Genomic DNA, 15,511 nt, shown 5'->3' with positions numbered 1-15,511 from the left:
GCCATCCCTTTTTTTATGTAAAAGCTTTGATATTAAAAGGTCAATCAGTAGACTAAAGATAATTTTTAGTCTTGGATGGACATCATGAGTATTTGGTTTAGAGAAGTAACATTAGAAGATTGTGCCAAAATGGATATTGGTATGCATGGAAAAGGTACCCTAATGAGAACATTAGGAATAAAAGTGACTGAAATTGGTGACGATTATATGGTGGCAACAATGCCAGCGGATCCTTCAGTGCATAATCCTTTAGGCATTGTCCATGGTGGTGCTAATGTGGCATTGGCTGAAACGGTTGCTAGTTACGCAGCTAATTTTGTTGTCGATTTCGAGAACTTTTATTGTGTAGGCCAAGAAATCAACGCAAACCATTTAAAGGCATCTCGTAAAGGTGAGTTAATTGCCACTACAAAGCCGGTTCATATCGGTAAACGCAGCTCAGTATGGGAAGTGCTTATCACTAACAGTGCTGGCGAGTTATGTTGTATTTCAAGAATGACCGCGGCGGTTGTTGCTCGTAAAGCTACTTCATGATGATGATTTAACAATACGCTGCGTTATTTAAGTTAACTACATTCATATCAATAACTTTAGTATTAAGTACTGTTGTATTAAGTACTGTTTATTAAGTACTTTTGTTTTAACTATAATGATTATATGACGTATTGAAAAAGGAATGTTGAATGGAAGCTGCAACAATATGGGAATGGGTCGGCTATCTTGCTTCGGTTGTCGTGGCAATTTCATTGATGATGTCCAATATCAAAAAGTTACGCTGGTGGAATTTAATCGGCGCTGCGTTGTTTGTGGCGTATGGTCTTGCCATTGGCGCTATTCCTGTGGCTTTAGTTAACTTCTTCATTGTGCTTATCGATATTTACTACTTAGTGAAGCTATACCGCGAGCCAGAATCTCCTCCAACTTAATGATTTTCCATTTGAATCTATCGTTAAATATCTGCCTATAAACATGAACAATAGCTATCTTTATTATTAATGATAGCTATTTGGTGCTGTTTATCGTGCAATTAAATTTTAATCATTTGGATTGTAAAGGCGAGAGTCTATGACAAAAATCCTTATTGTCCTCAAAGTGGATATCGTTCAATCGCTGATTTAAACGCAATTTTCCTAGGTTTAGCAAAATAGCTTGTTAGTAATTATCGCTGACTTTCCCTATATTTTTACTTCGAAATTTATAAATCCCCCATTTTAAATGCAAACATCGCCTTACTAGACCAGATAAAACTTCTTACGTTTACATACCATGACTCCCTGGTTCTTAATCTTTTTTTTAGATTGTTATCATCTATTTTAATCGCTTTTGTTTGTTTCTATGTTTGCCTATTATTGTTTCAACGAAATATTTATAGGATCGGGAGAGAGCATTATGGCAACCGTCCACGATTTAATTGAAATGTGGTTACAGGATCACTAAAGGAATAAATTATGAATCAGTCTCAATACTTAACTAGCCAAAATGGCGCCCCGATTGCCGATGATCAAAATTCATTATCAGCAGGTGAAAGAGGCCCTTTACTACTTCAAGATTGGCATTTAATCGAAAAGCTTGCTCACTTCAACCGCGAGAGAATCCCTGAGCGTATTGTTCATGCTAAGGGGACAGGTGTTTACGGTAAGTTTACGTTAACTAAAGATCTAAGTGATTACACCATTGCAGAACATTTTAATGGAGTAGGAAAAGAAACCGAGACATTTATTCGTTTCTCTACTGTAGGTGGCGAAATGGGGTCTGCTGATGCTGAGCGTGATCCTCGCGGTTTTGGTCTACGTTTTTACACTAAACAGGGTAACCACGATATTGTAGGTAACAATACACCGACTTTCTTTTTAAGAGATGGTATTAAGTTCCCTGACTTTATTCATACTCAAAAGCGTAACCCGCAGACGAACTTAAAAGATCCACAAGCAATGTGGGATTTTTGGTCACTTAATCCAGAAGCTATGCATCAAGTGACGATTCTAATGTCAGATCGCGGAATTCCGGCTAACTATCGCCAAATGCATGGTTATGGTTCGCATACTTTTTCTTTCTGGAATGCAAAAGGTGAACGTTTTTGGGTTAAGTTCCACTTTAAATCTCAGCAAGGTGTTGTGAATTTAACTGCAGAGCAAGCTGATGTTTTGAAAGGGATTGATCCTGATTCATCACAGCGTGATATGGTTGCAGCTATTGCTGATAAAAACTTCCCTAAGTGGACTGTTAATGTGCAAATTATGCCTGAAGCAGAAGCTAATACGTATGCCATTAATCCATTTGATTTAACCAAAGTTTGGCCACATTCAGATTATCCATTGATTGAAATTGGTGAGCTTGAATTAAACCGTATGCCAGAAAACTACTTTGCTGAAGTTGAACAGGTTGCGTTGGCGCCAAGCAATTTTGTACCGGGTGTTGGGGCATCGCCAGACAAAATGCTGCAAGCACGTTTGTTCTCTTATGCAGATGCTCAGCGATACCGTATTGGGACAAATTACAATCAATTACCTGTGAATTGCCCGCATGCCGCGAAAGCTAATCATCATCAACGTGCTGGTGCTATGGCTGGGACTCAATGTCCTTACAATGGCAGTCAAACTGGGGGCGACTCAAGTGCAAATTATGGCCCTAATACGGTAGATGATGGTCTTAAAGATACTAGCCAGTTTGCTGAGCCACCGTTACGATTAGACGGAGAAGCTGATAGATATAGTCGTTACAATCAAGATGATTATACTCAAGCTGGTAACTTGTACCGTATCTTTAGCGAAGAAGAGAAACAACGTCTAGTTGAAACAATTGCGGGTACTTTGAGTCAAGTGACGGCTGACGTACAAGAAAAAATGCTTGCTCACTTTACTCAAGCTGATGCTGATTATGGTCAACGAGTTAAAGCGCTTTTAGAGGCTTAATTGTTCGACAAAAGCTAAACAAAAAGGAAGGCATATGCCTTCCTTTTTTGTGTTTGATAATCATCAAAACAGCAGTTGTTTAAATCGTTGTAGTTTAAAAAAACTATTAATTAAATTGATGAGATTTAACTTAATAATTTTATTTGTAAAACCTAAGCGATTTATACTAATACCTGATTAAGGACTCTTTGCCAGTTGCCACCCAAAAATCTATCTCGATCGCTAGATTTATAGCGCGCTTTAGCAAGTGCATCATCAATACGGCTTATTCTATCAATATGATTCAGTTCCGGAATAACCACATGTTGTGGCAGGTTCTCAAAGCCTAAAACATTCTTCTCAGCTAAGCTTTGCCACCAATCATGGTACTGTTTTACACCTTCGGCATTATTATTATCTAGCGCTAATAGGTTTTCTTGACCGCGCAGTGGGTAGTCATTCGCAATAGCGACGGCATTGACGCCGCCGATCCTAGCGACTCTATCCAGCTGACGTATATAATCATCAATGGTTGGAACAGGTTCATTAGTTAGCCAAAAACTCATCATGAAAACACCGAAAACCCCGCCAGTATCGGCAATGGCTCTGATCACTTCATCTGGTGAGCAGCGGGCATTATTTACAATAGAACGCACTGCGCCATGACTTTGCACAATTGGCATATTACTGGCTTTTGCAGTATCTAATGCCGTTTGTGGGCTTGAATGGCTAACATCAATGAGGATATTACGTTGATTGAGCGCTGTAATCAGTTGGTGGCCGTCAGCGGTAAGTGGTTTATCTAAACCTTGAGTGCCATCATTGTCTAATGCCCCGCCTGCAAAACGGTTACCATAATGATGAGTCAGCTGCAGTACTCTTAATCCATGCTGATGGAATTCATTGAGATGTTGCCAATGTTCACCTTCACCTTTTAAGCTATCACCTTCAAAAGTGTCATCTTCAACGCAGTCAGCTCCCTGAATTTGAAAGTAAACAGCAGTGCGCTGCTCTTCTTGGGCGACAGCTATGTCTCGTCCACTTAAGCCTTGCATTAGGATGCTAGGATTATCACTAACGATTTTTTGGGCATCTTTAATGCTGTCGATACAGGCTTTATAACTTCGCTTGTAATTGGTGGTGCCATCAGGCTGGGTAACTGCTTCAATATCGGAAATATCACAAATATAGGCATCGAGCTTTGAGGCTCGCACATCTGCTAAATTTTCAGGTAAGAAACTTAATCCATCAATATAAAGTCGAGATTTGGTTTTTGCCATGGCAGATGAGGCGTAAAGCGGGCAAAGAAGACTGGCAGCGGCAATGCCTTTTAATAAATTTCGGCGGCTTTGGTTACAAGCGCTAAGTGTCATATGGTTTCCTTTTTAGACGCTTGTAATCAAGTTTTACATGATTATGCTGCGGCAAATTGCTTAATAGCATTGGCTAGTGCGGTTAACCCATTGGTACGCGAGGGGCTGAGTTGACCACTTAGTCCTAACTGTTGAAAATATTGCTCTAAGTCGAACTCAGCAATTTCAGTAGTGGTTTTTCCATGGGTTGCATTTAGCAGTATAGCAATAAGACCCTTAACTATACGTGAATCACTGTCGGCACAAAAAAAATGTAAAGAATCAATTCGCTGGTGATATAACCATGCTTGGCTTTCGCAACCTTTTACCTGAGCTGTTTCTACTCTATAGGCTTCAGCTAATGGTGCAAGTGTTTTACCCACCAACATGATCTGACGATACTTATCTTGCCAGTTTCTAGCATGTTCAATGGCGCTAACAGCCTGCGATACTTTTTCATCTAATGGTGAAAAATAGCTAGCTTCTGGTTGATTAAATTCTGTATTAGTTGCGCTGTTTGAGTTCAAGATTCACCTCTAAAGCTGACTGCTTAGTGCAATCCTTTTGTTCTATTTATGAGTTCATTACTTAGCTTATTACTTAGTTTAGTCGTATTGAACCACATATATTCGATTATAAAAGCAGTTCTTTCACATTGTTGAGTGCACTAATAAATTGATCAATATCCTGCTTATTAGTGTAAACCCCAATTGAAGCGCGGCAACAACCTTTTAATGCCAAGTGTTGCATTAGTGGCATCGCGCAGTGATGACCGCATCGAACAGCGATCCCTTGTTGGTCGAGCAATATGCCCACATCTTGATGATGTTCGTTGGCTAAATTAAATGCCACAGCGCCGATATTATGCGAGCTTGCACCGTAAAGTGTGATTTCACCTAATTGCGCTAATTGTTGCTGTAAATAAATCAACAATGACTGTTCATGCTGCTGGGTGTGTTCTTTAGGTAAACTCTCGATGAAACTGATGGCAGCACCTAAGCCAATCACTGCCGAAATCGCAGGTGTACCCGCTTCTAATTTATTGGGAAGCGATCCAAATTCAGTGCCTGCAAAACTGACGGTTTTGATCATCTCGCCACCCGTTAGCATAGGCGCTAATTGATCTAGTTGAGCAAACCGACCATACAGAATACCAACACCTGTCGGTCCATACATTTTATGACCTGAAAATACATAAAAATCACAATCAATTTTTTGCACATCAACATCAAAGTGTGCAATGGCTTGAGCACCATCTACCAGTGTCAGTGCACCCGCTAATTTAGCTTTTTTTACTAAACTTTCGACCTGATTGATTGTGCCTAAGGCATTGGTGACATGGCTTATAGCGACAAGTTTTGGAGCTAATGTTAGTAACTCATCAAAAGCGTCAGTATCTATCGATAGCTGATCATTGAGTGGAATTGCTTTGATAATCGCGCCCGTGCGTTTGGCTAGTTGCTGCCACGGCACAATGTTGGCGTGATGGGCTGCTGTGTCGACTAAGATAATGTCATTGGCTTTGATTTGCTCGCTAATACCATAAGCCACCATATTGATAGATTCTGTGGTGCCGTGAGTAAAAATAACTTCTTCTATTCGTGCGCTATTAATAAAGCGTTTAACTTGTTCTCGCACCGCTTCATAACTGCGAGTTGCCCTAGCTGATAGCTGATACGCTGCACGATGAACGTTAGCATTATCAAACTGGTAGTAGTGACTCATCGCATCGATGACACTCTGAGGCTTTTGGCTGGTGGCGGCAGTATCTAAATAGCACAGTGGTTGCTCGTCCACTTGTTGGCTAAGTGTTGGAAACTGGGCTCTAATCGCATCATGTTCAAAAGCGTTGGTCATTACTGGCTCATTATCGACGAAGTGTCGGTTATTGATTATTGATTAAGTACTGTTTATTGATTAAGTATTAATTATCGGTGAAGAATCAATTGGGCTTAGCCCAGAAAAAGAAAACGCCACGATCTTCATAGAAAGTGGCGCTTAATGCAAGTTTTGTCTGTTAGTTAGCTTTAGCAGTGTAGTGGCCTAGTTAAGGGCAAGGCATTCGATATAACTCAGATAATGCATTGATGCGTAGCAGTAGTTCAGGCGACAAGGTGACATCAAGGCTGTCGATATTTTCTTTAAGCTGCTCTAAGTTCGTTGCGCCAATGATATTCGATGCGACAAAACCTCTGCTGTTTACAAATGCTAATGACATTTGCGTCGGGCTTAAATTAAATTCTCGGGCTAAATCTACATATGCTTGGGTCGCTTCAAGTGCCATTGGTGTCGTGTTATAGCGAGCAAAGCGTTTGAAAATCGTTAAACGAGCCTGTTCAGGCCATTGGTTATTCTCATATTTTCCAGTGAGTGCTCCAAAAGCTAATGGAGAATAGGCCAGTAATGGTAGCTCTTCACGATGACTGATTTCAGACATGCCCATTTCAAAGCTACGATTCAGCAGATTATAAGGGTTTTGAACACTAACAATGCGCGGCAAATCGTGCTTTTCGGCCAAACGAAGGTATTGCATCAGCCCCCATGGAGTTTCATTTGATACGCCGATATAGCGCACTTTTCCTTGGCGGATGACTTCAGCTAGGGCTTCTAATGTTTCTAAAATCGGTGTTTGGTGTTCATCATCAAGATGATCGTATAAAAACTTGCCGAAGTAATTACAGTTTCTGTCAGGCCAATGAATTTGATACAAGTCGATAGTATCAACCTGTAAGCGAGAGAGTGAATCATCAACGGCTTGGTGTATATTGACCCAATCTAACGCCATGTTGGGACGAATAAAATCGCTCTTAGGGCCAGCAGCAGAAACTTTAGTCGCAATAACAAGGTTATCCCTGTTATCACGTTGAGAAAGGTAATGACCAATAATCCGCTCTGTTTCGCCTTGCTTTTCAGCATTCGGCGGCACTGGGTACATTTCAGCTGTATCGATAAAATTAATACCGCGACCGATGGCGTAATCCATTTGCTCAAAAGCGTCACGTTGGGAGTTTTGTTCTCCCCAGGTCATTGTGCCTAAACAAATCTTGCTAACATCGAGGCTTGAATGTGGAATGCGTTGATATTCCATTTATATCTCCTATGGAATGCAGTTACTTCGACGTTAGCAATGTTTAGCGATAAAAAAAAGTGAGTAATTTACCTAGAGGGTTAATCGCTGAATATTTCAGCATTTATAAATGGCGCCATAGCTAGAATAATGGCTTGGGTGTAAATGCTTTCACGGGTAGCGAGTCCTTGGGTAAGAAGCCCAATTGCGCCGCCTTTTTGCTTAATGTTATCGGTATTAAATAGTCTGTCCATGACATGTCCTAATTCCTCACCTTGCTCAAGAGCTTGAAACACCTTTAAAGGCAATGGCAGTAACGCACTACGACCGACAGATAGCTGCTGATTATGGAGGATCGCCATATAAGCAAAAGTGGCTGGGCCGTGATCAAAGCGATCCACGCCGCCTTCCATTGCAATATAAAAGTCAGCCGCTTGTTGTGACTGGCAATATTCGGCGCGATTAATAGCGCCCAGCTTTGTTTCAGTTTCGGTCATTGGTTGATCTGCCACTAACGATGGGGCATGAATACCCTTACAAATGATATTGCAATCAGGAAAGTATTGGCTGAAAGCGTGTTTTGCTGCATTCACTTTTACAGGATTTTTTGAGCCGACAAGGATCGTTAATGGTTTCATGGTGATTTCTTTTTAGCTTGAGTAGGTTCAGACGTTGTTTTTGTCTCAGTGAGTTATTTTTAATAGCGCCATAGGCTACACTGATGCACATTGAATATATTACCCGATTTTTATAGAGAGTCATCATGGCAAAGAAGTTTTATGTGGTGTGGGCAGGGCGAGAGACTGGTATTTTTACCAGCTGGGATTACACCAAGAAGCTAGTGGATAAATTCCCGCAAGCAAAATATAAATCTTTCCCGACAGAAGCTGCTGCTAAAGCGGCGTTTGCTGGTTCGCCTGCTAAAAGTATCGGAAAAAGTGCCAGCCAGTCTTCAGCATCTGCCAGTAAAAAAACGGCGAGCAGTAAAACGTTTGAATCCATTAAAACTAAAAATGTCGATCTCAGCACTCACGACGTTATTGTGTTTACCGACGGCGGCTGCGAACCCAACCCAGGAAAGGCAGGTTCTGGAATGGCGGTTTATCATCAAGGCGAAATTAGTGAGCTTTGGTATGGGCTGTTTAATCCAAATGGTACCAATAATAGTGCGGAGTTAAATGCGTTATATCAAGCGCTGTTAGTGGCAGAAAAAGCCCTTAATTCTCAGCAAAGCGTCAAGATAATGAGCGATTCCCAGTACTCAATAAACTGTATCACTAACTGGGCTTATGGTTGGAAAACCAAAGGCTGGAAACGAAAAGTCGCTGGTGATATTGCTAACTTAGAGGTGATCCAACAGGCTCATGCACTCTATGATGCGATAAAAGATAAACTCGATATTGCCCATGTTGCGGCTCATATTGGTATTGAGGGTAATGAATTGGCTGATCGTATGTCTATTTATGCCATTGATCAAAAAGCGCCTCAGTTTGTCCGTTACGATAAACCAATCGATCTACAAGCTATTTTAGCCTTGCGTACTGGTTAATCTTCTTTCCTGTATAAATGTCCAAATACTGATTGTTATAAATAAAGTGCTAGTTGTATTAACACCTGATACTACCACCTCAAGCAGCACTCGCAGTGTTTAATAGGTTTATTAGGTGTTACTTTATTAGTGCTGTTGTAAACCATCTCCCTAAGCTTTGTTAATGAGTTGAATAACTCATCGTACCAGTTATGTGCGCCGATCTCATATTGCTTTGATTTTTGAAAAGTCGGAATTAAAAATGATCTAGATCATATTTCACTATTTAGAATTCTATATTCTTCGCGGTGAAATTAGTTACCTCATTAAGGTCATTTTTATGCAAAGAGATTCAATCAGTGCACAGGATGTTGCAGTTTCAGCTCAAGATGAGCAAACCCCAGTAAAAGGCTGGTCACGCCAAGATACCACTTGGATGCTTAGCTTATTTGGTACTGCAGTTGGTGCAGGTATTTTGTTCTTGCCGATTAATGCAGGTATGGGTGGATTTTGGCCATTAGTATTAATGGCGGCCATTATTGGTCCTATGACTTACCTGGCTCACCGTGGTTTATCTCGCTTTGTTTGTTCTTCAAAAAATCCTGGCAGTGATATTACCCAGGTAGTTGAAGAACATTTTGGTGTCAGTGCTGGTAAAGCGATCACTGTGCTGTACTTCTTTGCTATTTTTCCTATTGTACTTATCTATGGTGTTGGTATTACTAACACGGTAGATAGCTTTATTGTAAATCAACTTGGTTTTGCTTCTCCTCCACGTATTATTTTATCTGCAGTACTGATTATTGGCATGATGTCAGTGATGGTTGCAGGTGAAAAATTCATGCTGAAAGTGACTCAGTTCTTGGTTTATCCACTGGTAGCCATCCTTGCATTTATGTCTTTTTACTTAATCCCTGATTGGAAGTTAGACGCACTTCAAGTCGTTCCTTCAACGGGTGAGTTTTTAGGTACTGTTTGGTTAACGATTCCAGTGTTAGTGTTTGCGTTTAACCATTCACCAGCTATTTCACAGTTCTCTGTTTCACTTAAACGCGACCATGGCAATAACGCAGCTAAAAAAGCAGACGTGATTTTACGTAATACTTCAATGATGCTTGTGGGCTTCGTGATGTTATTCGTTTTCTCTTGTGTGTTATCGCTCAGTCCAGCTCAACTGGCTGAAGCTAAAAGCCAAAACTTAGCTATTTTGTCTTATCTAGCCAATGTTCACTCAAGCGGCTTTGTGAGCTACTTCGGTCCTATCATTGCATTTATTGCGATTATTTCTTCTTTCTTTGGTCACTACTTAGGTGCGACTGAAGGCCTAAAAGGGATGATCACTAAACAATTGCGCAGCAGCAATAAAGAAGTGTCTGATGCGAAATTGAACAAGTTCATTTTAGGCTTCATGTTCTTTAGCATCTGGATTGTTGCAGTGATTAACCCAAGTATCCTTGGGATGATTGAAGCGTTAGGTGGTCCAATTATCGCTGCGATTCTTTACCTTATGCCTATGTACGCAGTGCATAAAGTTCCAGCTTTAAAAGCTTATCGCGGTCGTATCAGCAACGTGTTTGTTGTGATTGCAGGTTTGTTAGCGATGACTGCAATTCTATTTGGCTTAATGAGCTAAGCCACTGATATCTAGATTAAGTGGTTATTTGAGGAGTGCATTCAGTGCTCCTCTGTTTCTTGTTTTACGCTTTGCTGTTTTAGCCAGTAGAGCATTGAGGTTTATTTATGTTTAGTGCATTTGAAATCTTTAAGATTGGTATTGGTCCTTCTAGTTCTCATACCGTTGGGCCGATGAAAGCGGCAAATTGTTTTATTAATGATTTAATTGAGCAAGGACAACTAACTCAAATCACTAAGTTTACCGTCGATGTTTATGGGTCACTGTCTTTAACGGGTAAAGGACACCATACTGATATTGCTATTATTATGGGGCTTGCAGGTAATGAGCCTGAAACCGTTGAAATCGATAGTATTGAGCCTTTTATTGCTCAGGTTGAAAAAACGCAGGAAATTATTATTGGTGATGCGATTCACCATGTTGATTTCCCCCATGGCGCCCTCATTTTTCACCCAGATACTTTGCCGCTTCATGAAAATGGCATGAAATTACATGCTTGGATTGGCGATAAATGCGTTTATAGCAACACTTATTATTCGATAGGTGGTGGCTTTATCGTAGAAGAAAGTCAGTTCAATCAAACTCAAAGTACCGGTGTGAAAGTGCCTTTTCATTTCAATCATGCAGATGAGTTAGTGGCTCATTGTAAAGATTCAGGTTTGAGCATCAGTGGCTTGATGAAACAAAATGAGTTGTGTTTTCGCAGTGAAGAATCTATGTATGCAGGTTTCAGTTTAGTGTGGAAAACGATGCAAAACGCCATTGAAAAAGGCTGTTTTACAGAGGGTGTGCTTGCTGGTCCTTTGAAGGTTTCTCGCCGTGCACCTGCATTACATCGTGAATTATTGCGCGGCGAACGTACCAGTACCGATCCGATGGAAATCATTGATTGGGTCAACCTGTTTGCTTTAGCGGTAAGTGAAGAGAATGCGGCTGGTGGTCGTGTGGTCACGTCGCCCACCAATGGTGCTGCGGGGATTATTCCTGCTGTATTAGCTTACTATGACAAGTTTATTCAAAAAGTGGGTCCGAAAGAATGTAGCCGTTATTTTCTGGCTGCTGCCGCTGTCGGTTCGCTATATAAACGCAATGCATCTATTTCTGGTGCCGAAGTGGGCTGCCAAGGTGAAGTGGGTGTTGCTTGTTCAATGGCTGCGGCTGGTTTAGCTGAGCTAATGGGCGGCTCGCCTGCTCAAGTGTGTATGGCAGCTGAAATTGGTATGGAGCATAACCTTGGTTTAACTTGCGATCCTGTTGCGGGTCAAGTCCAAGTGCCATGTATTGAGCGTAATGCGATTGCGTCAGTTAAAGCAATTAACGCTTCTCGCATGGCGCTGCGTCGTAACTCTGAGCCTAGGGTAAGCCTAGATAAAGTGATCGCGACTATGTACGAAACAGGTAAAGACATGCACTCAAAATACCGTGAAACCAGCCAAGGCGGTCTAGCAATAAAAGTCACTAATTTGTGCGCTTAGCTTATTAACTTAGCTTATTAACTTAGCTTATTAACTTAGATAGTATCGATTTAATAAAAAAGGCTTTCGAACGAAAGCCTTTTTACTGTCAGGTGTTTATAAGTTAACCGCTGATATTAAGCGTTAATTGCTTCGGAAATTTCTTCATACATAAGGTAATGACTTTGTTCCATGCCTAACGCTTCGTAAGTCTTTTGGGCACGTAAATTATCGTGCTCCACATATAATCTAAAACTTGCTGCTCCGCCAATCTCTTCTGCCATTGATTTGACTGTGTTATATAGCTTGGCATAGATGCCTTGGCGACGATTTTGTGGACGAATATATACACTTTGAATCCAACAATAGTTGGTTGCGCGCCAGTCACTCCATTCAAGTGTCACCATTAAAGATCCAACAATTTCTCCTTCGACTTCAGCAACCAGATAAAAGCCTTTTTCTGGGCTGTTAAGCATAGTGTTAACCCCCTTAGTGAGCAGTTCATTGTCTAATGACAAGTTTTCTGTCTCCATTGCCATGGCTTGATTAAATTCAACTAATGCTGATAAATCTGATAGTTGGCCTTTTCTTATTTTCATTCTGGCTCCTTGAGGGGAAAAATATGCTAATTCTTGGGACATTTTTATTCGACTAAAGTCTAAGCTGCTATGCTTAATACTTGTTTTGTATGGTTTGAGAGAATGCTATGGATAATTCAAAATATCAATTCAGAGTATATCGTTACTTTGCTCATCCTAGTCGTGCTAATTGCGCTGTTGGCGATTACATACAGGCTTCACATCCTCAAATGCCACATCCTACTATAGCCACCCAAGATCAGCAGCATGCAATTAATCATGTACTGCATTTTACTTTGACCCTATTTAGCTTTGGCTTATGGGCTATGGTGTGGTGGTGGTTGATATTAAAATCTCGCGGCGAGCAGAATAATCCCTTTGCTGGATTTGATGATGACTACTGGAGTTACTTAATCGAAAGGGAACGTCCTCCTGCAGCGCTTTACCCAACAAAAGTAGGAAAAGACAAGGAAGAATGTATTTTCGAGGCCTAATAACAATTAATAAGTATTAGACTTGCGTAAGATGATATAGATCATCTATTAGAACTTGATTGTCGTGCTAGTATGCCGCGCCGATTTTATTGATTATTGCCATACTCTAATGTAATAAGCCGCTCGGCAACGAAATTCTACTACTTACTTAATCAGCAAGGTTTACATCATGTCAAAACATGCTCCGTCACTTCCACGTCGAGTTTGGTCTCGTTGGATGTCAGTTCCGTTGTGGTTACAAATCCTTATCGGGATGGTGCTAGGTATTATCGCTGGTGTTAGCTTAGGTGAAGATGCAAGTTATCTTAAACCGATAGGCACCTTATTCGTTAATACCATTAAAATGTTAATCGTGCCGTTAGTCTTTTGCTCTTTAATCGTCGGTGTGACGTCGATGCAAGACACTGCAAAAATGGGCCGCATAGGTTTTAAATCATTTGCTTTCTATTTAGGGACAACCTCAATAGCAATTAGCATCGGTTTGTTGGTGGGTAATATCATGCAACCAGGTGCTGGCCTTGGATTGCAAAGTAGTGAAATTATTAATGAAGTGAAAGAAGTGCCGACTTTGATGGACACCTTGATTAATATTGTTCCTACCAACCCTGTAGCAGCATTAGCAAGTGGTCAAATTTTGCAGGTGATTGTATTTGCTGTCGCACTGGGCATTTCTTTGGTACTGATTGGCGATCATGGTAAGCCTGCCATTCGCGTATTTGAAAGCTTAGCAGAAGCCATGTATAAACTGACTGACTTGGTGATGAAGCTTGCACCATATGGTGTATTTGGTTTGATGGCGTGGGTAGCTGGTGAGTATGGCTTGGATATGCTACTGCCATTGATTAAAGTGATTGTCGCTGTTTATTTAGGCTGTGCTTTACATATTCTGGGCTTCTACAGTTTAGTGCTCAGTGTACTTGGTAAGCTTAATCCGGTTCAATTCTTTAAAGGCATTGGTAATGCGATGGCGGTTGCGTTTACCACGTCAAGTTCAGCTGGCACATTGCCTGCGAGTATGAAATGCGCCAGTGAGAATTTAGGTATTAATAAGAAGATATCTAGCTTTGTATTACCACTAGGCACTACCATCAATATGGATGGCACTGCGCTTTACCAAGGTGTCACTGCATTATTTGTCGCTCAAGCGTTTGGTATTGATTTAACTTGGGTTGATTACATCACCATTATATTAACGGCGACTTTGGCATCGATTGGCACAGCAGGTGTTCCTGGTGCAGGCCTTGTGATGTTGACGCTGGTATTAACGACTGTTGGTTTACCGCTAGAAGGCGTGGCGATCATTGCTGGTATTGACCGTATTTTAGACATGGCACGTACCGTGGTTAACGTATCGGGTGATTTAGTCGCAACGACGATTATTGCTAGTTCAGAAGACGAATTAGATGTGGAGCATTACAATGCTGACATGGAACAATCTGCGATAATTGCACAGCATGCAGAAGTCGATATGCAGCAAAAAGTTGAAGATAACATTAAAACGGGTAGCTAATCACGTTATTCGGTCTTTTGGGTTCAGTGATTAGCTAAGTTATTCGCTAATCACTAAATAAAAAAGAGTGAACTCGCTATATTAATAAAAGCGGTTCACTCTTTTTTGTATCAATATACAAATGATAACAAAGATGGATTAATCTTCTTTTTTGCTTAGTACCAGTAAGTTGGCACCTTCATCAGATTTAAGCTGTAACTTGCCTGATTTTGATGTTTTGATATTGGTGACTAATGGCATGGCTTTCATAACACGTTGTTCTTGTTTCATTAACACATCAACACAAGCCATCATGCTTGTACCTGCAGGTGAAAGTGTTAATTGATTTTCTTGTTGCTCATATTCACCAAAAAATTGATTGCAGCTATTATTACCTGATAGTTTTCCGTTTGCAGCGAAAGTGATTTGGGCAGGACTATGATTAATGACGGAAATAGATAACGCAGACTCCACATACCAGTTGCCAATTAAATTGATTTCTTCGGCTTGATGACTGTTGCTTTGACAAGCACTAAGGCCGAAAATAACCAGGCAAGCGGTGAAAATGGGTTTTATCATGTTGGGTGTATTCCAATGAGTACGCTAATAACCATAGTATATACTGTGTTTTAGCGTTATTTTCATCCTGAAGTAGAATTAATCTTAAATATGATTGCCGATTGGAGCATTTAAGTCCAAGTGTTTAAAACTTGGCTATATATACTCAAACAACCTGAATATGCTCGATTTCAGCAAGAATTTACACGCGTTTAGGCAAGGCATTGATTGCGGGTAATGGTTATTCCCTTTTCAAAATCAATAACGCAGCATAAACGCGTGTAAAACTTGCCCTCAGGGAGTTTCACCGTGTTCCCACTACGTTGTTGCGCTAATTTATAAGGTACCTACATTACCGCATTAACGCGCCTAGTATTGAAAACACGGTGAAGCTCTGAAACACGTATCTTCAAGTTGTTTGGGTATAAACGTTAACCATTCAACATATATCACCTAAAGAGTTGACC

Annotated in this window: 15 protein-coding genes; 8 read left to right on the top strand and 7 right to left on the bottom strand. The window is 40.7% G+C overall.

The window, feature by feature from the left end; translation table 11 throughout:
- The first annotated feature begins 84 nt into the window (after positions 1-84).
- From L2735_RS03940 to katB, 3 genes are all read left to right on the top strand, one after another.
- Positions 85-534: a PaaI family thioesterase gene (locus L2735_RS03940; protein WP_248983466.1), complete on the top strand. Its 450-nt coding sequence runs from the start codon at positions 85-87 to the stop codon at positions 532-534.
- 149 nt (positions 535-683) lie between these two features.
- Positions 684-926, top strand: a complete 243-nt coding sequence (locus tag L2735_RS03935) for a YgjV family protein (RefSeq protein ID WP_248983465.1) — start codon at positions 684-686, stop codon at positions 924-926.
- Positions 927-1,448: 522 nt separating this feature from the next.
- On the top strand, positions 1,449-2,912 hold the full coding sequence (gene katB, locus L2735_RS03930) for a catalase KatB (RefSeq protein ID WP_248983464.1): 1,464 nt from the start codon (positions 1,449-1,451) through the stop codon (positions 2,910-2,912).
- 161 nt (positions 2,913-3,073) lie between these two features.
- Here katB and L2735_RS03925 read toward each other — a convergent pair whose 3' ends face one another.
- From L2735_RS03925 to yjjX, 5 genes are all read right to left on the bottom strand, one after another.
- Positions 3,074-4,264, bottom strand: coding sequence for a membrane dipeptidase (locus L2735_RS03925; RefSeq protein WP_248983463.1), 1,191 nt, complete (start codon positions 4,262-4,264; stop codon positions 3,074-3,076).
- Between the two features lie 41 nt (positions 4,265-4,305).
- Entirely contained in the window at positions 4,306-4,773 is a 468-nt protein-coding gene (locus L2735_RS03920; protein ID WP_428848291.1) for a SufE family protein, read from the bottom strand.
- Between the two features lie 103 nt (positions 4,774-4,876).
- Positions 4,877-6,100: a cysteine desulfurase gene (locus L2735_RS03915; RefSeq protein WP_248983461.1), complete on the bottom strand. Its 1,224-nt coding sequence runs from the start codon at positions 6,098-6,100 to the stop codon at positions 4,877-4,879.
- Positions 6,101-6,290: 190 nt separating this feature from the next.
- Complete coding sequence (locus tag L2735_RS03910; protein WP_248983460.1) at positions 6,291-7,331, bottom strand: NADP(H)-dependent aldo-keto reductase; 1,041 nt, start codon at positions 7,329-7,331, stop codon at positions 6,291-6,293.
- An 80-nt stretch (positions 7,332-7,411) separates the two neighbouring features.
- Entirely contained in the window at positions 7,412-7,954 is a 543-nt protein-coding gene (gene yjjX, locus L2735_RS03905) for an inosine/xanthosine triphosphatase (protein WP_428848290.1), read from the bottom strand.
- Between the two features lie 119 nt (positions 7,955-8,073).
- Here yjjX and L2735_RS03900 point away from each other — a divergent pair, with 119 nt between their 5' ends.
- From L2735_RS03900 to L2735_RS03890, 3 genes are all read left to right on the top strand, one after another.
- A complete protein-coding gene (locus L2735_RS03900; protein WP_248983458.1) occupies positions 8,074-8,859 on the top strand; it encodes a ribonuclease H family protein in 786 nt (261 codons plus the stop codon).
- A 319-nt stretch (positions 8,860-9,178) separates the two neighbouring features.
- Entirely contained in the window at positions 9,179-10,471 is a 1,293-nt protein-coding gene (locus L2735_RS03895) for a serine/threonine transporter (protein ID WP_248983457.1), read from the top strand.
- A 107-nt stretch (positions 10,472-10,578) separates the two neighbouring features.
- Complete coding sequence (locus tag L2735_RS03890; protein ID WP_248983456.1) at positions 10,579-11,946, top strand: L-serine ammonia-lyase; 1,368 nt, start codon at positions 10,579-10,581, stop codon at positions 11,944-11,946.
- A 116-nt stretch (positions 11,947-12,062) separates the two neighbouring features.
- Here the strand turns inward: L2735_RS03890 and L2735_RS03885 are convergent, their stop codons facing one another.
- Positions 12,063-12,524: a GNAT family N-acetyltransferase gene (locus tag L2735_RS03885; protein WP_248983455.1), complete on the bottom strand. Its 462-nt coding sequence runs from the start codon at positions 12,522-12,524 to the stop codon at positions 12,063-12,065.
- Positions 12,525-12,733: 209 nt separating this feature from the next.
- Here L2735_RS03885 and L2735_RS03880 point away from each other — a divergent pair, with 209 nt between their 5' ends.
- Positions 12,734-12,997: a hypothetical protein gene (locus L2735_RS03880; RefSeq protein ID WP_248983625.1), complete on the top strand. Its 264-nt coding sequence runs from the start codon at positions 12,734-12,736 to the stop codon at positions 12,995-12,997.
- 169 nt (positions 12,998-13,166) lie between these two features.
- Complete coding sequence (locus L2735_RS03875) at positions 13,167-14,507, top strand: dicarboxylate/amino acid:cation symporter (RefSeq protein ID WP_248983454.1); 1,341 nt, start codon at positions 13,167-13,169, stop codon at positions 14,505-14,507.
- 138 nt (positions 14,508-14,645) lie between these two features.
- Here the strand turns inward: L2735_RS03875 and L2735_RS03870 are convergent, their stop codons facing one another.
- On the bottom strand, positions 14,646-15,065 hold the full coding sequence (locus L2735_RS03870; RefSeq protein ID WP_248983453.1) for an META domain-containing protein: 420 nt from the start codon (positions 15,063-15,065) through the stop codon (positions 14,646-14,648).
- Positions 15,066-15,511: the final 446 nt, after the last annotated feature.

It is taken from the genome of Shewanella olleyana (genome assembly GCF_023283825.1).
In the GTDB taxonomy this organism is placed as follows: domain Bacteria; phylum Pseudomonadota; class Gammaproteobacteria; order Enterobacterales; family Shewanellaceae; genus Shewanella; species Shewanella olleyana.
Note: the sequence above shows the minus strand (reverse complement) of the source record. Positions and strands in the feature narration are given on the sequence as shown.